The organism is Salinimicrobium terrae DSM 17865, assembly GCF_000424665.1.
In the GTDB taxonomy this organism is placed as follows: Bacteria; Bacteroidota; Bacteroidia; order Flavobacteriales; family Flavobacteriaceae; genus Salinimicrobium; species Salinimicrobium terrae.
Map to the genome: position 1 here is coordinate 203,150 of NZ_AUKI01000020.1, position 18,888 is coordinate 222,037.

The window sequence follows — 18,888 nt, forward strand, 5'->3', positions numbered from 1 at the left end:
AGTTCAGCAAAGACCTGTTATTTCATCAGAGCCATTTCATTATGAAAATAGTGAAATGGCTTTTTTTTGCACTATTTAAGCCTTTTCCCGACACTATCTTAACCTTTGCACCTGTGAAATAAGCTTTAAAAATGGTAAATTGCAGACTCTTGATCAAAAAATTAAATTTTAAATATGTCGAACACAACCAGAATTATTTATACCAAAACAGACGAGGCTCCTGCCCTTGCAACATATTCTTTATTACCAATTGTAGAAGCCTTTACCAAACCGGCCAATGTTGAACTTGAAACCAGAGATATTTCTCTGGCTGGAAGAATACTTTCCCAGTTTCCGGAAAAGCTGAATGAAGATCAGAGAGTTTCTGACGATCTTGCCGAATTGGGCGAACTTGCAAAACAGCCTGAAGCAAACATTATTAAGTTGCCAAACATCAGTGCTTCCATTCCGCAGTTGAAGGCAGCCATTGAAGAATTACAGCAAAAGGGATACAACCTTCCTAATTACCCGGATGAACCAGGCACAGATGAAGAAAAAGAGATCCAGGCGAAGTATGACAAAGTAAAAGGTAGTGCTGTAAACCCCGTACTTCGTGAAGGAAATTCAGACAGACGCGCTCCCAAAGCAGTTAAAAACTACGCAAAGAAGCATCCGCATTCTATGGGGGAATGGAGCAAGGATTCCAAAAGCCATGTAGCCACCATGAGTAGTGATGACTTTAGACATAATGAAAAATCGGTAACTCTTCAGGAAGCGACGAAAATTAATATTCAGCTTAAAAACGCCTCCGGAAATACTACTGTTCTAAAAAAGGATCTGCAGCTCCAAAAAGAGGAAATTCTTGACGGAACTTTTATGAGCAAAAAAGCGCTTATAAAATTCCTTGAAGAACAGGTGAAAGATGCTAAAGAAAAGAATATCCTTTTCTCTCTGCACATGAAGGCGACAATGATGAAGGTGAGTGACCCCATTATTTTTGGTCATGCCGTAAAAGTTTTCTTTAATGACATTTTTGAGCAATATGGAACCGAGCTACAAAAAGCCGGCGCCGATCCTAATAGTGGTCTCGGGGATGTGCTTAATGTGATAAACAGCCTTCCGGAAGATAAAAAGAAAGAGATCAATTCAAAAATTGAAGAGGATATCAAAAATGGACCGGACCTGGCCATGGTGAATTCCGACAAGGGAATTACCAATCTGCACGTGCCAAGTGATGTGATCATTGATGCTTCTATGCCGGCAATGATAAGAACTTCAGGAAAAATGTGGAATGCCGAGGGTAACCCGCAGGATGCAAAAGCCGTAATCCCCGATAGTAGTTACGCAGATCTTTACGAAGCAACTATTCAATTCTGTAAAGAAAATGGTGCTTTTGACCCAACAACTATGGGAACTGTACCTAACGTGGGACTTATGGCTCAAAAAGCTGAAGAATATGGTTCTCATGACAAGACTTTTGAGATCAAAGAAGCAGGGGTGGTACAGATAGTTACTGAAGATGGTAAGGTCCTTATGGAACACGAAGTTGAAAAAGGTGACATTTGGAGAGCCTGTCAAACCAAAGATGCTCCGGTACAGGACTGGGTTAAACTTGCAGTTAGCCGCGCCCGTGCAACAAACTCTCCGGCTGTATTTTGGCTGGATAAAGATCGTGCGCATGATGCAGAGATCATTAAGAAAGTGGAGCACTATTTAAAAGATCAGGACACTGACGGCCTGGAGATCAAAATAATGTCTGTTGAAGAAGCCACTCTTTATACTCTTAAGAGAGTTAAGGATGGCAAGGATACCATTTCGGTGACCGGAAATGTTCTTAGGGATTACCTTACAGATCTTTTTCCGATTCTCGAATTAGGAACAAGTGCAAAAATGTTATCTATAGTCCCTTTAATGAATGGCGGCGGATTGTTCGAAACAGGTGCCGGAGGTTCGGCTCCAAAACACGTACAGCAGTTTGTGGAAGAAGGACACCTGCGATGGGATTCTCTTGGAGAATTTCTCGCACTGGCTGTTTCCCTGGAACATTTAGGGGAAAAATATGATAATAAAAGAGCTTTAGTCCTGGCAAATGCCCTGGATAAGGCTACGGAAGAATTTCTGGAAAAGGACAAATCCCCTTCCCGAAAAGTCAATGAACTGGACAACAGGGGCAGTCATTTCTATCTTGCACTTTATTGGGCACAGGCTGTAGCTGAACAAAATGAAGATCAGGGTCTAAAAGACCATTTTAAAGAAATAAGTCTTAAGCTAAAGGAAAATGAAGAACAAATTCTCCAGGAACTGATAGATGCACAAGGTTCTCCGGTTGATATCGGCGGATATTATAAGCCTGAAGAAGAAAAAGTGACTTCGGCAATGCGCCCAAGCGAAACTTTAAACAGCATCCTGAGAGGATAATAGATTTTCATATATTATAAATAGAAAAGAGTTGGCTAACCGGCTCTTTTTTACATAAAAGAACTGTAGAGTTATAACTAAACAGGTGTCAAAAATGTTATTTTTGACACCTGTTTAATTTCAGGTCTAATGAAGGTTAAGTTCTTTTCTGAACCATCAGGTATAAGTAAATCACGACTTTTTTTTAATATCTATAGAAAAAATAAATACTTTTGCAGCTAATAATATTTCAGGAAATATGACAATTACCCAGTTACATTATGTTTTGGCTGTTGCCGAGCATCAGAATTTCACTAAAGCTGCGCAAAAAGTATTTGTAACTCAGCCTACTTTGAGTATGCAAATTCAGAAACTGGAAGATGAACTGGATGTCCTGATCTTTGATCGTAGTAAAAAGCCTATTGAACTTACTGAGACAGGTCGTAAAATTGTTCAGCAAGCCAGGAATATTGTAAATGAAAGTGACAGGATCAAGGATATTGTAGATCAGCAAAAAGGGTTTGTGGGCGGCCTTTTCAGACTGGGGGTAATTCCCACGGTTATGCCTACTCTGTTACCTATGTTCCTGAACAATTTTATAAAGAAGTTTCCAAAGGTGAAGTTGAAAATTGAGGAACTCCACACCGAAGCAATAATTGAAAGACTGCAGGACGGGCATCTTGATGCGGCCATTGCAGCCACCCCGTTAGAACTTCCTAATATTAAAGAACAGGTTCTTTATTATGAACCCTTTGTTGGATACATTCCGCCGGGTCACAGACTGCACTCCAGGAACAAACTTGAGGTGGATGAACTCGACCTGGATGACATCCTTCTGCTGGAAGATGGACATTGCTTTAAAGAAGGTATTCTTAATTTATGTAAGGCTACGCGGGAATCTGGAAACAAAAATATTCAGCTGGAAAGCGGCAGCTTTGAAACAATGGTTAAACTTGCCAATGAAGGCTTGGGGATGACCCTTCTACCCTATCTTCATACCCTGGACCTGAAGGAGAATGAACAGAAAAATATTAGAATGTTTGTAGAACCAAGTCCTGCAAGGGAAGTAAGTATCATCTACAATAAAAGTGAATTAAAAATGCAGATCATTGAAGCTTTACGCAGCACGATCGCCGGAGTTATAAAAGGCGCAATAGCCTTTCAGAACGTACAAATAATCAGTCCTCTCCAAAAAAATAAATAGAGATCCTTATCCTGACTATCAATAAAAAAAAGCGGCTCCAGGAGCCGCTTTTTTATTTAAGGATTTAGATAAATTAGACATTTATTCAATTCGGGATTTTGCCGAATCAGGGTGAAAATGTAAAGCTTCAATTCTTCAATCTCATAAGGGAGTAATCGTTGAAGTGCCTTTTTCACCTCTTTGCAGAACAGAGTAACATCAAAACTTACTTTACTAAGTACGGTCTTAGTGTACTCGAACATCGCTCTTGCCATAATGAAAAAATTAGTTAACCTTGGTTAGAAAAAGTAATGGTTATCTATAAGCGAAATCGTTTTCGTTAATGATATAAAAATAAGCTTTTTTTTCTAAAAAGGAACAAGATGAAGCTAATTTAACACTCCTAAAATCGGTTATCCCCACTCACCATATTCCCAAGGCCTCCCAAGATACTACCCTCTCCTTTATCTTTACCTCCGCCCTGTGGTGCCGCAGCAAGTATACGCCCTGCAAGTCTGCTGAACGGGAGGGATTGAACGAAAACTGTCCCGGGACCTGTAAGGGTAGCATAGAATAAACCTTCCCCGCCAAAAAGGCTATTTTTAATGCCTCCTATAAATTCAATATCGTAATTCACATCTTTGGTAAAACCAATAATGCAACCAGTATCAACCTGAAGTTTTTCACCCGGTTGCAGGACTTTTTTTGCCGTAGTACCACCTGAATGAACGAAGGCCATCCCATCCCCTTCCAGTTTTTGCATAATAAAGCCTTCTCCTCCAAAGAATCCCCTGCCCAGTTTGCGACTGAACTCCACTCCAATGGCAACTCCTTTGGCCGCACATAAAAAAGCATCTTTTTGACAGATAAATTTACCACCATATTCGGTAAGGTCCAGAGGGATCACTTTTCCGGGGTAAGGAGAAGCAAAACTAATCTTCTTCTTCCCCGGCACCTGATTGGTAAAAATGGTCATAAAAAGACTTTCCCCAGTGAGTAATCTCTTTCCCGCTCCAAGGACTTTTCCCAGGAAACCTTCGTTTTGTTTGGAACCATCTCCAAAAATAGTATCCATCTTGATACCGTTATCCATCATCATAAAATTCCCGGCTTCGGCAATTACAGCCTCCTGTGGGTCCAGCTCCAGCTCTACGTACTGCATCTCTTCCCCAAAGATCTCGTAGTCTATTTCATGTGCATTCATATTAGTTAGGTTTAATGTTTAAAATTCAAAATTTAAAATTCAAAGTTTGGCGTTCTAGCGTCTGGAGTCTATTCTGATCTTTTAATCTACTGATTATTACGAACCCATCACTGAATACTGATAACTAAATACTGCCTACTTTAATTTAATCGTCCATTCAAATTCAAATACTGAAACTTCGTCTCCATTTTCATTTACTCCCCGAGAACGCATCCAGAAGGTTTGGCCTTCCCCGGTTTTTATTGTCTCTTCAATAGCTGTAATGACCAGGTGCGCATCATTACATATAAAGGATATTTTGCCTGTTGCCTTTTTGGTGAATTTAGAATTATTCTGCGCCACCAGCATCGAAATACGCTTATTAGAAGCTTGTATAGCCGTCATCACCAAAGCTCCGGTACTTAATTCGGCCGCCATCGCCTGTACAGCAAAGTATAGAGAGTTAAAAGGATTTTGATTGATCCAGCGATGGGTGACGGTTGTAATGCAATGGGTTTCATCTATTTCCTTAACTCTTACCCCGCATAACCATGCACTGGGAAGTTTAAACATTAAAAAGGAATTCAATTTTTGAGATGAAACATCCATAGTTACTGAAGATTTTTCTAAAAGTATTCAAATTATTCAACATGTTAAAATGTTAAATTTTGCATTTGATCTAAAAATTATAGTACTTTGTTTTGCATAATACTGTCTTTAAGACATATATTTGCATAAGAAAATCAATCAAAAATGACTAATCAATCGACAAATCCAGACAAAACAGTGGCAGCATTAATCCATTTATCCACTTTCTCGCAGTTCTTCTTTCCCTTCGGAAATTTTATTTTCCCTTTGATCTTTTGGACTGCTAAAAAGAATGATCCCTTTGTTAATGAACACGGAAAACAAGCTCTTAATTTTCAGATAAGTCTTTTCCTTTATGCTTTGTTCCTTATAATGATAGGAGTTGCAGGTGCAATTATTATTGGACTCAATCTGAATTTTGAAGATTCCTTCTACTGGAATGAACATCAACAATGGATCGGGAATCCGCTGGAAGCAGGTCCTGTAGTTATTTATATCATGACTATGGCGTTTTTACTTCTGGCACTCTTTGTATTAAATATTTATGCAGTTGTTTCAGCTACTATAAGAGCAGGTGAAGGCAGGTATTATAAATATCCGTTAACTGTTAATTTTCTCAATGCAGATGGATATCTCGAAAATCCTTCCGAAGCTACAGATAATACTACGCCAAAAGAGGCTTCAGAATAAATCATCAATCAATTATCATCATCAATCAATCAAAAAATGAGCAGTTCAACAACATTCAAAACCCAACACTATGAAGATTGAAAACACGAAGGCACAAATGCGCAAGGGTGTTTTGGAATACTGCATATTGTCTGTACTTAGAGACAATGATGCGTATGTAGCCGAAATCCTTGACACCCTGAAAAGTGCAAAACTCCTGGTGGTAGAAGGAACCATTTACCCGCTACTCACCCGGCTTAAAAACGCCGGACTCCTCACCTACCGGTGGGAAGAATCCACCAGTGGGCCACCAAGAAAATATTACGGCCTTACAGAAACCGGAAAAATATTTCTTAAAGAATTAACCCACACCTGGGACGAGCTGCAAACAGCAGTAACTATTGTAACCACCCAAAAACCTAAAAATCATGAATAAAACAGTCAATATAAATCTTGCCGGCATTTTCTTTCATATTGATGAGGATGCTTATGCCAGGCTGCAACATTACCTGGAGGCCATTAAAAAGTCTCTCACCAATACTTCTGGCCAGGAAGAGATCATTCATGATATTGAAGCGCGTATAGCCGAACTTTTTGCTGAAAAGATCAAAAATGAAAGACAGGTAATAGGCATCAGGGAAGTTGATGAAGTTATTTCTGTAATGGGCCAACCTGAAGACTATGTGCTTGATGAAGAGATATTTGAAGATGAGCCGGTCTATAAAAAAACCAGGGGCAAAAAACTATTTCGAGATACCGAGAACAGCTACATTGGCGGAGTATCCTCCGGGTTGGCTCATTATACCGGTATTGATGCTTTATGGATAAGAATTGCCTGGATCCTCCTTACCATCTTCTCTACGGGGGCTTTTATCCTTATCTATATTGCACTATGGATCTTTGTTCCCGAAGCTAAAACTACTGCCGATAAACTTGCCATGCGTGGGGAGCCGGTAACTATTAGCAACATTGAACGCAAAATTAGAGAGGGGTTCGATGATGTGTCGGGAAAGATGAAGGACATCAACTACGAAAAATATGGGTATAAAGCGCGGTCTGGTGCAAATTCCGCTGCCACCGCCGTAGGTGATGTCGTAAAATTCATTCTTAACCTGTTCGTAAAGTTAATTGGTATCTTCCTTTTATTACTGGCAGGAGCCACTTTAATCGGCCTCTTTATTGGTTTATTTTCCATAGGGACTTTTGGAATTATCGAAGCTCCCTGGACAGATATGGTAGAGATTTCGGGACCGGGGGCAGACAGTATATGGATCATTTCCCTCCTCGCTTTTTTCGCGGTGGGAATTCCATTCTTTTTCCTGTTCATACTTGGTTTGAAGATCCTGGTAAAAGATCTCAAGTCCATTGGGAAAACTGCCAAGCTGGTACTATTAGGACTTTGGATCATCTCTGTATTGGGATTAATATTCTTCGGAATCCAGCAGGCTACGGAAAGAGCTTTTGATGGCGAAGTAAGAACTTCTGAAAATTTACCTGTGACCGCAAATGATACTTTGTACGTCAACATGATGGGAGATCCACAATTTAATTCCACTCCCTATAAATCAAATGACCTTAATATCTCCTATGATGAGAATGGGCAAAAGGTAATATGGATTCAGAATGTGCAGTTAATCGTTCAATCCACGTTGGATTCTACAGCAAGAATGGAGATCATTAAAGAAGCTGAAGGGAAAACTTATGAAGAAGCCCGACAAAGAGCTGAAGAAATTAATTATACCACCAGTTTTTCTAATGATCGCCTTGATTTAAGCGGCTTATTCACCACAGATCCTTCAAACAAATACAGGGACCAGAAAGTGCAGGTAACCCTGTTCCTTCCCGTGGGCACTGTGCTTTATGCAGCAGACAACACCTATTCCTTCCATCGTAACACAGATAATTTCGGCGACATCCTGCATAATGGATATGAAGAGAGATACCTCAAAATAACACGTGAAGGAACAGATTGCCTGGATTGTCCTGCCGAAGAAGAAGACCCATGGGGAGATTCCAACAGTGACTGGGACACAGGAGATGCCCAGGAGCAAAATAGCGATTGGGACACAGGAGAAACCGAAGAGGAAACTCTTAATGAATTACAAGAGGAAGAACCCGAAGCGATCAAAACCGATACAATCTCAGGATAATGGCAGTACTTATAGAAATTGTAGTGGCCTCCATCTTCACTCTTCTTTTTCCATCCGTAGAAGAGTGTGAACCTGAAGTTGCAGAAAAAGCAAAAACAGAACAAGTTTGCAAGATCTATTCTTCCGAAGAATGTTAGAATTAACCAAAAACAAAAAGGCTGCCTTTGAGGGCAGCCTTTTTTATTTACAAAACAATCAGTTCTCTATTTTGTGGCAACTTCTTCTTCCTCGGCACTCTCCACCGTAGCAAGATATCTTTCGGCATCCAGGGCAGCCATACATCCTGTACCGGCAGCAGTGATTGCCTGGCGATATTCTTTGTCCTGAACATCTCCCGATGCGAAAACTCCAGGCAAATTAGTTTTGGTGCTCTTACCTGTAGTAATTATATAGCCGGTATTGTCCATATCCAGCTGACCTTTAAATATTTCCGTATTTGGTTTGTGTCCAATCGCAATGAAAAGTCCGGTGATGTTGATCTCCTCTTTTTCACCTGTTTTATTATTCAGGATACGAAGCCCTTCAACCACCTGATCTCCCAATACTTCATCAACCTCAGAATTGAACCGCACCTCAAGATTCTTAGTATTAAAAACCCTGTGCTGCATGGCTTTTGAAGCCCGCAGTTCATCTTTTCTTACCAGCATGGTAACTTTTGCACAAATATTTGCCAGATAGGTAGCTTCTTCGGCGGCAGTATCTCCTCCTCCAACAATAGCTACTTCCTGATTTTTATAAAAGAATCCGTCGCAAACAGCACAGGCCGAAACTCCTCCGCCTCTTAAACGCTGTTCACTGGGAAGACCAAGATATTTCGCGGTAGCCCCTGTAGAAATGATCACAGTTTCGGCTTCCAACCACGTGGAGTTATCCACACAAACCTGGTGGATCCCGCCATTTTCCTTACTCAATTGTACCTCGGTTACCATTCCAATGCGCACCTGGGTGCCAAACCTTTCGGCTTGTTTTTGAAGATCGATCATCATTGCAGGACCGTCAATCCCATCGGGATAGCCTGGGAAATTATCTACTTCGGTGGTGGTGGTTAGCTGGCCACCGGGTTCCATCCCGGTATACATTACCGGGTGAAGATCTGCTCTGGCAGCATATATGGCCGCAGTATAACCTGCAGGGCCCGAGCCTATAATAAGGCATTTTATTCTCTCTCTGGTTTCACTCATGATGATAAAAATTTCTTCCTGTAAAAGTAGTAACTTTCAAAGAAACCTTACAGTTTTATAGATACAGATTTGTTATAGAAGAATAACTTCTGTCATTGACAGAAGGTTTTTCAGGCTCCTCCTATTAACCTACCTTTGGAGCATGATCGATTTGTCCCTATTCAATATCCTGGACCTGTTGGGAACTATTGCCTTTGCAATTTCGGGAGCTCTCTCGGCCATGAACCGCAGACTCGATCTTTTCGGAATTTTTATTATAGCATTTGTCACAGCAATTGGCGGCGGGACGGTAAGAGATATATTAATAGGAAATACGCCGGTGACCTGGATGGAAAACACTATTTATATATATGTTATTGGATTTGTGACTATCCTGGCAATAATTTTCAGAAAAAACCTCGATCACCTTAAAAAATCTCTTTTCCTCTTCGATACCATAGGCTTGGGAATTTTCACCATTACCGGGGTGGAAATTGGGATTCAAAATAATCTTAACCCTATTATTTGCATTACCCTGGGAGCCATTACAGGCACCTTTGGTGGAGTGATAAGAGATATTCTTTGTAATGAGATCCCGGTAATCTTTAGAAAAGAAATCTACGCCACCGCTTGTATAGTGGGAGGCCTGGCTTTTATTATATTTTATGAGCTGGGAATGCCACAGGATGTAATTTATATCATCACCTCATTGACTGTGATAATTATAAGATTACTGGCAGTGAAATTTCAAATCTCCCTTCCTTCCTTCTACCTTTCTCAGAAAAGATTTACATCATTTTCTTTCCCAGCCTGTAACGTTTTCATTTCCAGATAGTCTTTAAGGTAAGAACAATCAAAATCCCCCGAAGAAATTGATTATTAATCTTTAAAATATTGCATTATGAAACGTTTTAAATTATTACTGCTGACCTTAGCGATCACTGTTTCTACAGTTATCTATGCAGAAAAGCCTGAAAGGATCTATGACCTCAACGGCCTTACTGCCGAAATCGAACTTTTACTTCGGGATACTAACCAAAGCCTGCAAGAAGGAACTAGCGTCACTGTTTTCTTTTCTGTTTCAGAAAACATGAGCATTCAATATGTCAGCGTAGCCGCACAAGACCTGGAAGTAAGCCATCTGTTACAGAAGAAACTTCAGGGACAAAAACTTGACGGACTAAAGTGGAAGGAAGGAATGATCTACGAACTCTCTGTCTTCGGAAAAAATCCCGGAAAATGCCTTGCCAACTAATGTGGCAAATGCTTCCGAAGCAATCCGTAAAGGAAAGCGCCCCCTAAAGCCCCAATTAGGACAACCACTACAGAAATATATCCCGCGCCTATTAAGGTATAAATAGGCCCGGGACATGCTCCGGCCAAAGCCCAGCCCAACCCAAAAATAATCCCTCCAAAAAAGTACTTTTTAAAGCCTCTTTCTTTAGAGGCTATTTTTATGGGTTCTCCAAAAAAAGATTTCAGGTGCTTTCTTTTTATAATCTGCACTCCAATTATTCCTATGATTAAGGCTGAGCCTATAATTCCATACATATGAAAGGCCTCAAACCTGAACATCTCATAAATGCGAAACCATGAAGCAGCTTCAGATTTGAACATCACTATCCCAAAAAATATCCCGATTAATAAATAACCTGCTGTTCTTTTCATCTTAAAAAATTATTGGAAATAATAAGTGCACCATCACGAGGCCGCCAATAAAAAATCCTATCACGGCTATGAGAGAAGGTAACTGGAGATTGCTGAGACCCGAAATGGCGTGGCCCGAAGTACATCCCGCAGCATAACGGGCTCCAAAACCAATTAACAAGCCTCCAATTAACAGGATTGCAAGCGACCCTATATCTGTAAAGGCTTCCATACTAAAAAGTCTTTCGGGCAAATAGGCTTCCCCGGCACTAAAAAAACCCAGGCCTTCAAGATTAGAAACCGTTTCGGCCGATATTTCTACTGAAGTGTCTGTGGAAAGCAGATGTGCTGCAAAAAACCCTCCTATTGCTGCTCCCAGGATTACGATCAGGTTCCAGCGGCTCGCCTTCCAGTCCACATTAAAGTAGTCAGATCTTTTCCCTGCGCCACAAACCGTGCAGAGAGTTTCAAGATTGGAAGACATTCCAAATTTCTTGCCCATAAATATAAGCAGGAACATTACCAGTGCGATGAGGGGACCGGCTACGTACCATGGCCAGGGTTCTAAAATAAATTCCATAGAAATATTTTTGGTAAAGATATGATTTCAGTTTTTCAACCGAATTCCGGGATCATTGGGAAAACCGATAAAGCTATTGCTTTAAAAAATCCCTGACATTCTGCAGCACCTTTTCGGAAAGTCTTCGCTGGGTTTCTGCTGCCCATCCCGCACTTTTTTCCGCAGTTATGACCCGGTCTAATTTTTCAGTCCCTTCTGAAAGCTGCTTCTTTCCATCCCCGTCAAAAATGGCAAAATTCCCATCTTTTTTTATCCACTCAACAAAAGCTCCCTCTTCAAACGGAAGCCCCAGGGAAGTGTTGATCAGGATCTTTCCGGTTCCAAAAAGGGCAAAATCGGTTGCTTTTAAAACCAGCGAATTCTTCGGAAGATGCAGGGAAATGATATCTACAGTCTTTAACAGTTGGTCCAGCGGCAGATAATTAATCTGATCTTCCCAATCTTTTTTGCGGGTACGGCTGTAATAATAAAGGTCAACCCCGAATGGCAACAAACATTTCGCAACCAGCTGCCCCGTTGTTCCCAGTCCAATAATCCCGATCTTTTTACCGGTGAGTTCCTGCGGCATTTCTTTCCATTGCTGGCCTGCATACCCGTGCAGCAAAAACACTAGTTGCGACACTATAAATTCGGCCACCCCGGGATCGCCGTAATCTTTTATTCCGGTTACGGTTATTCCTCTGCTTCGCGCAAATTCCACCGCCACATTAGCTGATGCATCATCGTACAAGCTACAGGCCATTCCAATGTATTTTAGATCGGGACATTGCTTTATAATGTCCTCTGGGATCTCTGTTTTCCATGAAACAATAACTGCTTCGGCGTCTTTTATTCTGTTTAAAGTCTCTTCTTTTGAAGGTTCATCGTCATACACCACCACCTCTTCACAAAAATTCTCAAGTTCTTTAGTAGCCCAGGGCTCTAGCTTTGTATAATCTACATAAACTAATTTTTTGAACTTCATTTTTTTAGATGTGAGATGTGAGATATGAGATGTGAGACTTTAGACTGTAAACGATAGATTTGAACTCCACAATTCTTTAATTTTGAATTTTGAATCTTGAACTTTGAATAACCGCAGGTTAAAGCGGAATATTCCCATGCTTCCTGTCTATCCGTAAGATTTCTTTGTTTTCGAGCATATTAAAGGCCTTCAGAAGTTTCCTGCGGGTATCACGGGGCATAATAACCTCATCAATGAATCCGCGTTGGGCAGCAATAAAAGGATTAGCGAATTTTTCGGCGTATTCCTTCTCCTTTTCAGAAAGTTTAATTTCGGGATCTTCGGCTTCTTTGATCTCTTTTCTGAAGATGATCTCACTGGCTCCCTTAGCACCCATCACGGCAATTTCTGCCGATGGCCAGGCGTAGTTAAGATCGGCGCCAATGTGTTTGGAGTTCATCACATCATAAGCCCCACCGTAAGCTTTACGTGTAATAACAGTCACCCTGGGAACCGTGGCTTCACTCAGGGCATAAAGTAATTTTGCACCGTGAAGAATGATGCCGTTCCATTCCTGGTCTGTTCCCGGCAGGAATCCCGGAACATCTACCAGCACCAGCAGCGGAATGTTGAAGCAATCACAAAAGCGCGTAAAACGGGCTGCTTTCCTGGAAGATTCCACATCCAGTACTCCTGCAAGACTCATGGGCTGGTTGGCTACAATACCTATGCTCCTGCCCCCCAATCGTGCAAACCCCACAATAATATTATCGGCGTAATTCTTATGGATCTCAAAAAAGGTATTTTCATCAATAATTCCTTTGATCACCTCATGCATATCATAAGGCTTATTTGAACTATCGGGCACTATGGATTCAAGTTCTTCCCTTACCTCATCTCCAAATTCGTATGGCAACTTTTCGGCAGTGACTTTATTGTTCTGAGGAATATAGCTAAGCAGGCTCTTGATATCCTCCAAACAACTTATGTCATTCGCAGCAGTCCTGTGGGTAACACCACTTTTGGTGGAATGTGTGCTGGCGCCCCCCAGTTCTTCGGAAGTCACCTCTTCATTAGTCACTGTCTTCACTACATTGGGACCCGTCACGAACATATAGCTGGTATCCTGAACCATAAACGTAAAGTCGGTAATGGCGGGGGAATAAACCGCACCCCCGGCACATGGTCCCATGATGGCAGAAATCTGAGGAACTACTCCTGAAGCCTGCACATTTCGGTAAAAAATGTCTGCATAACCTCCCAGGGATTTCACTCCCTCCTGAATCCTTGCTCCACCCGAATCATTGAGCCCAATGACCGGCGCTCCAACCTTCATTGCATGATCCATGATCTTACAGATCTTTTCGGCGTGGGTTTCTGAAAGTGAACCTCCAAAAACGGTGAAATCCTGGGCAAATACATAAACCAGCCTGCCGTTAATGGTTCCATACCCTGTAACCACACCGTCCCCATAATACTGCTGATTCTCCATTCCGAAGTCGGTGGTGCGATGGGTAACGAGGATACCTATTTCTTCAAAGGAGCCTTCATCCAAAAGATAATCCACCCGTTCGCGGGCGGTAAGTTTCTTTTGCTTGTGTTGCTTTTCTATTCTCTTTTCGCCACCGCCTTTAACGGCTTCGGCCATTTTTTCTTTCAGGTTTTGGGTGTTCTTGCTCATAGATTTCTTCTGCAATTATTTATTAGGTAATCTCAACTGCTCTCTGTCCTGCAGGTACTGTTTCAGCGCTACAAGAGCAGCCAACTCTGCTTCCTCCCGGGTTTGGGATTCAAGTTTTTCTGCAGAATAGTATTTTTTCACGAAATGGGTATCAAAATCTCCACTTCGGAAGGCTTCATGTTCAAAAACGAATTTTCCGAAGGGTAAAGTTGTACTAACACCTTTAATCTCGTACTCACTAATTGCCTTCAACATTCTCTGGATAGCTTCTTGCCGTGTCTTTCCGTAGGTAATGAGTTTAGCGAGCATGGGATCATAGTAAATTGGCACTTCCATTCCTTCCTCAAAACCATCATCCAATCTCACCCCTTCTCCCGATGGTCCGCGATACCGCTCCAGCAGCCCAACACTTGGCATGAAATCTTCAAGGGGATCTTCGGCATAAACCCGAAGCTCCACGGCGTGTCCCGAAATCCTTAAGTCCTCCTGAGAAAATGAAAGAACTTCTCCCCTGGCTATTTTTATTTGTTGTTCCACGAGATCTATACCGGTGATCAATTCGGTCACTGGGTGTTCTACCTGCAACCGGGTATTCATTTCAAGGAAATAGAAATTCTTATTTTCATCCAGAAGGAATTCTACTGTCCCTGCGCCAACATATTCACAAGCTCTGGCAACTTTGACAGCAGCTTCCCCCATTTTTTTACGTAACTCATCATCAAGAATGACCGATGGCGCTTCCTCCACCACCTTTTGATGCCTCCGCTGAATACTGCATTCCCGTTCAAAAAGATGCAGGATATTGTCGTGGGAATCTGCCAGAACCTGGATCTCAATATGCCGCGGACTACCAACATATTTCTCTATAAATACCGAACCGTCTCCAAAGGCGGACTCCGCTTCACTAATCGCCCGCTTCATCTGGTCTTCCAGCTCACTTTCTTTCTCCACGATACGCATACCCTTACCGCCACCTCCCGCCGAAGCCTTAATAAGGATGGGGAATCCTATTTGAGCGGCAATCTTTTTGGCCTTTTCGGGATCTGTAATTGCTTGATCAATCCCCGGTACCATAGGAATATCATAGTCTTTTACTGCATCTTTTGCAGCCAGTTTGCTTCCCATGATCTTTATGGCTTTAGAACCGGGACCTATCCATGTAATTCCATTATGCTCAACTTTTTCAGCAAAACCGGCATTTTCACTTAAAAAACCATACCCGGGATGTATTCCATCCACATCCAGCTCTTTGGCAACTTCAATGATCTTATCCCCCAACAGGTAAGATTGATTTGATGGAGCTTCTCCTATACAAACAGCTTCATCGGCAAATTTTACATGGGGAGCGTTGCGATCTACTGTTGAAAATACAGCTACAGTGCGAATTCCCATTTGGCGGGCAGTTTTCATCACGCGCAATGCGATCTCTCCCCTATTGGCTACTAATATTTTTTTCATTCAATTTATTTATTGGAATCGGAAATTTGGAGGTAAATAGTGTTATTCCATTTCAAGGAGCAACTGATTTTTATCTACAGTTTGCCCTTTTTGAACATTTACTGATTTTACAACGCCATCCCTGGGAGCGGTGAGTGTATTTTCCATTTTCATGGCTTCCAGGACTAAAAGATAATCTCCTTCTTTGACCTCATCCCCCTCTTTTACCTGCACATCAAAGATAAGACCCGGCATAGGAGCTTTTATATCATTGATCACCTGCGCAGCGGCAAGACTTAATCCCATCTCTTCAATGAGAAGATCAAGTTCATTGGAAATCTTCACCTCAAAAGGCCGGGAATTCACTCTAACGATATAGGCCCTGTTTAAAAAGTGGGAATCCTGAAGTTGAGTCGAGAAAGAACGGTGATCTTTTAAAACATGTGCAGACCCGGAAGAAGTTTCCTGAAGATCAAGGGCTTCAACCTGTTCCCGGGTAAATTCAAACTCCATATTTCCATCTACCGTTACTTTATATTTTTCTTCCATATTTGCGGTTTTTATGCGCTTTGGGTAAATATAATAAAAAAATATCCGCTCATTTTCGGGATTTTTGAATAATGGCAATAAAAAAAGCCACCTCACTGGCGGCTTTTTTAGATATTTCGAGGACACTATTTTTTAAACAGCAGCTGAATATCTTCGGGTAAGGGCATAGGTCTTAAAGGAGGAACATTTGCTCCGCCGGTATTTCCCAATGGTATTTTACCCACAAAAGATTTTATCCCTCCAATCAACAAACGGGGGAATTGCCCCAGGACCTCTTTCGTGTCTTTTATGCTAATTCCAAACTTCAGCATGAGCCAGTGCGCATACGAGTGCTCCCACGGGTAAGACTGACCAATTATATGCGCCCGTTCCAGATGATGCCAGGCATGCACAAAATTTCCCTGCTTAAAAGTTTCTCTATACTGCACCAGCTCCCGCAGGTAATAGTACTTAAGCCGTTTTGGAATAACAGTATTAAATTTCATTTTTTGTTCTCATTAAATCCTAGTTAAACTCCTTAATATTTTCACTAAGATCGTAAACTTTGGTCTTGGGAAAATGATTTTCCAAAATACTGCTTCCGGCAGAAGATCGATATCCACCGGCACAATGAACCACGATAGGTTTGTCTGCAGGCACTTCGTTGGATCGTTCCCTAAGTTCATTTAAAGGTATCGCTATTGCATCATCAAAGATCTTTCCCTGTGCAAGTTCGCTCTCATTCCTTATATCAACAATGGTGTATTGCTCTTTATTATCCTTAAAGTCCTTCAAGTTAAATTCATCCGATTCTTTTAAGGTTGCCCCGGCAAGGGTGACAATTCCTCTTAATTGTTTTTCGTAACCTATTTTTGCAGTTCTTTCCAGGATATCACCTACCTGTCCCATGCTTTTTACCACTATATAAAATGGCTCTTTGGGCTTCACAATTGCACCCAACCAGGTTTCGTATTTATCATCTTCACTTCGCGCCATGATATTTATACTGTTGGGCAAATGATTTTTCTTGTATTCATCCCCGTCCCGAACGTCTATTACAGTGATGCCTTCTTCTACTTTATCTACAAGTAGCTTCAGCTTTACTGCTGCTTTTGTTTGCTGCACATTATCGGCACCGGTCTTATTTACATCAACATTGAACCCAAAATAATGCGGAATAAAAGGCTGGTCCTGGAGTATGGTTTCAACAAATTTTTCTTCGGTTTGTTCCCGAAAGGCCCAGTTGTACTTCCGCTCATTCCCTAAAGTACTCGAGGAATCTGAACTCATATTTTTGCCGCAAAGAGAACCTGCCCCATGTGCAGGATAAACCAGGGCATCGTCTGGCAAATTGTTATACTTGTTGTTCATGGTGTGATACATGGCTTTTGCCAGTTCCACCCGCTTAGCGGTCATGTTACCAACTTTTTCCCTAAGATCTGGCCGGCCAACATCTCCAATGAACAAAGTGTCCCCTGTGAACAGAGCAGTTTCCCCCTTCTCTTCAGCAACTATGGTTATACTGTCCGGGGAATGCCCGGGTGTATTAATTGCTTTAAAAATTACCTGTCCCATTTGTACAGAATCTCCTTCATCAAAAGCTTTATGCTCATAATCTGCTCCCAGTAATTTGCTCGCATAGATTGTAGCTCCTGCTTGTTCATGGATCTGACAATGACTACTTACAAAATCGGCATGAGGATGCGTTTCAAAAACAGCCACGATCTTTGCATTCTCTTCCTCTGCATAATTATAATACTGCAATGGATTTCTTCCAGGATCAACCAGAGCCATTTTTCCTTCGCTTACAATGGTATAAGAATAATGTGCAAGCGGGCTATCTTTAAATTGTTTAATCTTCATAATGTTCGGTTTAAATTTTAAAGGGCCGGAATAGATCCGACCAATAAATCTAAAGCAAAAATACCTTTTTTCAGGAGGTTAGTCCGTAACATGGGTTACAGAAAGCCAACTGTTTGATATACATTAATCTATTTATTAAAAATTTCGCAAAAATTCAGAAGATATAACTCAGCGTCCCGGTTGCTATAGCCACTAAAATACTTAAAAACCTGTTTCTCTCAAAACCGGGTGGGGCTTATGTAACAAATGTGACATTCTCGTTCATGAGGTATTTCTACATTTGCTCTTCTTAAAACTTACCATGAATAAGAAACTGAAAAAAAATTTAATTGAATTCGGCCTTATTGGAGCAGTCTTCCTTGGCCTTTTTATTACCGGTCTTCATACTGAGGTACTCGGATTCCTCCAACGCGGAATCCTTGCCACCGGCATCATGGATCCCGATATTAAGGACAAAGCAGAAATGGCTTCCCTCACTCCCGCCGAAAGTGCAGATCTTAATATAAGCCTGGAAAATTCAAAAGGTGAAAAAGTTAATATGGAAGATTTCCGGGGGAAGGTAATCTTTCTAAACTTCTGGGCGACCTGGTGCCCTCCCTGTATAGCAGAAATGCCGGGGATCCATAAACTTTACGGCGAGATGAACGAGAAGAATGTAGAATTTGTAATGTTGTCTTTAGACAACGACTTTGAAAAAGCAAAAAATTTCAGGGATAAAAAAGGATATACTTTTGAGATCTATAAATTGACAGGACCATTACCCGCCGCATATTCTACGAATAGCATCCCAACAACCTATGTTATAGATGCAAATGGAAATCTTGCACTAACCCACCTGGGAATGGGAGATTTTAACACTAAAGAATTTAAAAAGTTTCTCAGGGATCTACAATAAAATAT

Annotated in this window: 21 protein-coding genes; 9 read left to right on the forward strand and 12 right to left on the reverse strand. The window is 41.3% G+C overall.

What is annotated here, in order from left to right; genetic code table 11:
- Nucleotides 1-174: 174 nt before the first annotated feature.
- Together H148_RS0110040 and H148_RS0110045 are read left to right on the forward strand one after the other, a co-directional pair.
- Nucleotides 175-2,397: an NADP-dependent isocitrate dehydrogenase gene (locus H148_RS0110040; protein WP_029034691.1), complete on the forward strand. Its 2,223-nt coding sequence runs from the start codon at nt 175-177 to the stop codon at nt 2,395-2,397.
- 238 nt (nt 2,398-2,635) lie between these two features.
- Nucleotides 2,636-3,580 carry a LysR family transcriptional regulator gene (locus tag H148_RS0110045; protein WP_029034692.1) on the forward strand — a complete coding sequence of 315 codons (945 nt, stop codon included), beginning with the start codon at nt 2,636-2,638 and terminating at the stop codon, nt 3,578-3,580.
- 56 nt (nt 3,581-3,636) lie between these two features.
- Here H148_RS0110045 and H148_RS18870 read toward each other — a convergent pair whose 3' ends face one another.
- From H148_RS18870 to H148_RS0110060, 3 genes are all read right to left on the reverse strand, one after another.
- A complete protein-coding gene (locus H148_RS18870) occupies nt 3,637-3,834 on the reverse strand; it encodes a hypothetical protein (RefSeq protein WP_029034693.1) in 198 nt (65 codons plus the stop codon).
- Between the two features lie 128 nt (nt 3,835-3,962).
- Entirely contained in the window at nt 3,963-4,763 is an 801-nt protein-coding gene (locus H148_RS0110055; RefSeq protein ID WP_029034694.1) for a TIGR00266 family protein, read from the reverse strand.
- A 135-nt stretch (nt 4,764-4,898) separates the two neighbouring features.
- Nucleotides 4,899-5,351, reverse strand: a complete 453-nt coding sequence (locus H148_RS0110060; RefSeq protein WP_029034695.1) for a DUF4442 domain-containing protein — start codon at nt 5,349-5,351, stop codon at nt 4,899-4,901.
- Nucleotides 5,352-5,495: 144 nt separating this feature from the next.
- Between H148_RS0110060 and H148_RS17640 the strand changes: the two genes are divergently transcribed.
- The 4 genes from H148_RS17640 (at nt 5,496) to H148_RS18625 (ending at nt 8,286) form a co-directional block, all read left to right on the forward strand.
- The gene (locus tag H148_RS17640; protein WP_037325003.1) at nt 5,496-6,020 is read left to right on the forward strand and encodes a DUF4870 domain-containing protein; all 525 of its coding nucleotides are present in this window, start codon (nt 5,496-5,498) and stop codon (nt 6,018-6,020) included.
- A 70-nt stretch (nt 6,021-6,090) separates the two neighbouring features.
- Nucleotides 6,091-6,435: a PadR family transcriptional regulator gene (locus H148_RS0110070; RefSeq protein ID WP_029034696.1), complete on the forward strand. Its 345-nt coding sequence runs from the start codon at nt 6,091-6,093 to the stop codon at nt 6,433-6,435.
- Nucleotides 6,428-8,149, forward strand: coding sequence for a PspC domain-containing protein (locus H148_RS0110075; protein ID WP_029034697.1), 1,722 nt, complete (start codon nt 6,428-6,430; stop codon nt 8,147-8,149). Before H148_RS0110070 ends, H148_RS0110075 begins: the two co-directional genes overlap by 8 nt.
- Nucleotides 8,149-8,286, forward strand: coding sequence for a hypothetical protein (locus H148_RS18625; RefSeq protein ID WP_156877241.1), 138 nt, complete (start codon nt 8,149-8,151; stop codon nt 8,284-8,286). The genes H148_RS0110075 and H148_RS18625 overlap by 1 nt, the downstream gene beginning before the upstream one ends.
- 66 nt (nt 8,287-8,352) lie before the next feature.
- Here H148_RS18625 and trxB read toward each other — a convergent pair whose 3' ends face one another.
- Nucleotides 8,353-9,330, reverse strand: coding sequence for a thioredoxin-disulfide reductase (gene trxB / locus H148_RS0110085; protein WP_029034698.1), 978 nt, complete (start codon nt 9,328-9,330; stop codon nt 8,353-8,355).
- Nucleotides 9,331-9,472: 142 nt separating this feature from the next.
- On the opposite strand from trxB, the gene H148_RS17645 reads away from it, so the two are divergent.
- Together H148_RS17645 and H148_RS0110095 are read left to right on the forward strand one after the other, a co-directional pair.
- Nucleotides 9,473-10,144 carry a trimeric intracellular cation channel family protein gene (locus H148_RS17645; RefSeq protein WP_051286358.1) on the forward strand — a complete coding sequence of 224 codons (672 nt, stop codon included), beginning with the start codon at nt 9,473-9,475 and terminating at the stop codon, nt 10,142-10,144.
- A 66-nt stretch (nt 10,145-10,210) separates the two neighbouring features.
- Nucleotides 10,211-10,564 carry a hypothetical protein gene (locus H148_RS0110095; protein ID WP_029034699.1) on the forward strand — a complete coding sequence of 118 codons (354 nt, stop codon included), beginning with the start codon at nt 10,211-10,213 and terminating at the stop codon, nt 10,562-10,564.
- On the opposite strand, the gene H148_RS0110100 is transcribed toward H148_RS0110095, so the two are convergent.
- The 8 genes from H148_RS0110100 to H148_RS0110135 form a co-directional block, all read right to left on the reverse strand.
- A complete protein-coding gene (locus H148_RS0110100; RefSeq protein WP_029034700.1) occupies nt 10,561-10,977 on the reverse strand; it encodes a DUF6691 family protein in 417 nt (138 codons plus the stop codon). The genes H148_RS0110095 and H148_RS0110100 overlap by 4 nt on opposite strands.
- 1 nt (nt 10,978) lies before the next feature.
- Nucleotides 10,979-11,536, reverse strand: coding sequence for a YeeE/YedE family protein (locus H148_RS0110105; RefSeq protein WP_029034701.1), 558 nt, complete (start codon nt 11,534-11,536; stop codon nt 10,979-10,981).
- A gap of 73 nt (nt 11,537-11,609) precedes the next feature.
- Nucleotides 11,610-12,500 carry an NAD(P)-dependent oxidoreductase gene (locus H148_RS0110110; RefSeq protein WP_029034702.1) on the reverse strand — a complete coding sequence of 297 codons (891 nt, stop codon included), beginning with the start codon at nt 12,498-12,500 and terminating at the stop codon, nt 11,610-11,612.
- Nucleotides 12,501-12,618: 118 nt separating this feature from the next.
- Nucleotides 12,619-14,160, reverse strand: a complete 1,542-nt coding sequence (locus tag H148_RS0110115; protein WP_029034703.1) for an acyl-CoA carboxylase subunit beta — start codon at nt 14,158-14,160, stop codon at nt 12,619-12,621.
- 15 nt (nt 14,161-14,175) lie between these two features.
- On the reverse strand, nt 14,176-15,618 hold the full coding sequence (gene accC, locus H148_RS0110120; RefSeq protein ID WP_029034704.1) for an acetyl-CoA carboxylase biotin carboxylase subunit: 1,443 nt from the start codon (nt 15,616-15,618) through the stop codon (nt 14,176-14,178).
- A 42-nt stretch (nt 15,619-15,660) separates the two neighbouring features.
- Nucleotides 15,661-16,146 carry an acyl-CoA carboxylase biotin carboxyl carrier protein subunit gene (locus tag H148_RS0110125; protein ID WP_029034705.1) on the reverse strand — a complete coding sequence of 162 codons (486 nt, stop codon included), beginning with the start codon at nt 16,144-16,146 and terminating at the stop codon, nt 15,661-15,663.
- 125 nt (nt 16,147-16,271) lie between these two features.
- Nucleotides 16,272-16,631 (reverse strand): DUF3703 domain-containing protein, encoded by a 360-nt coding sequence (locus tag H148_RS0110130; protein ID WP_029034706.1) that lies wholly within the window; start codon nt 16,629-16,631, stop codon nt 16,272-16,274.
- Between the two features lie 19 nt (nt 16,632-16,650).
- Entirely contained in the window at nt 16,651-17,988 is a 1,338-nt protein-coding gene (locus H148_RS0110135) for an MBL fold metallo-hydrolase (protein ID WP_029034707.1), read from the reverse strand.
- Between the two features lie 301 nt (nt 17,989-18,289).
- On the opposite strand from H148_RS0110135, the gene H148_RS0110140 reads away from it, so the two are divergent.
- The gene (locus H148_RS0110140; RefSeq protein WP_029034708.1) at nt 18,290-18,883 is read left to right on the forward strand and encodes a TlpA family protein disulfide reductase; all 594 of its coding nucleotides are present in this window, start codon (nt 18,290-18,292) and stop codon (nt 18,881-18,883) included.
- Nucleotides 18,884-18,888: the final 5 nt, after the last annotated feature.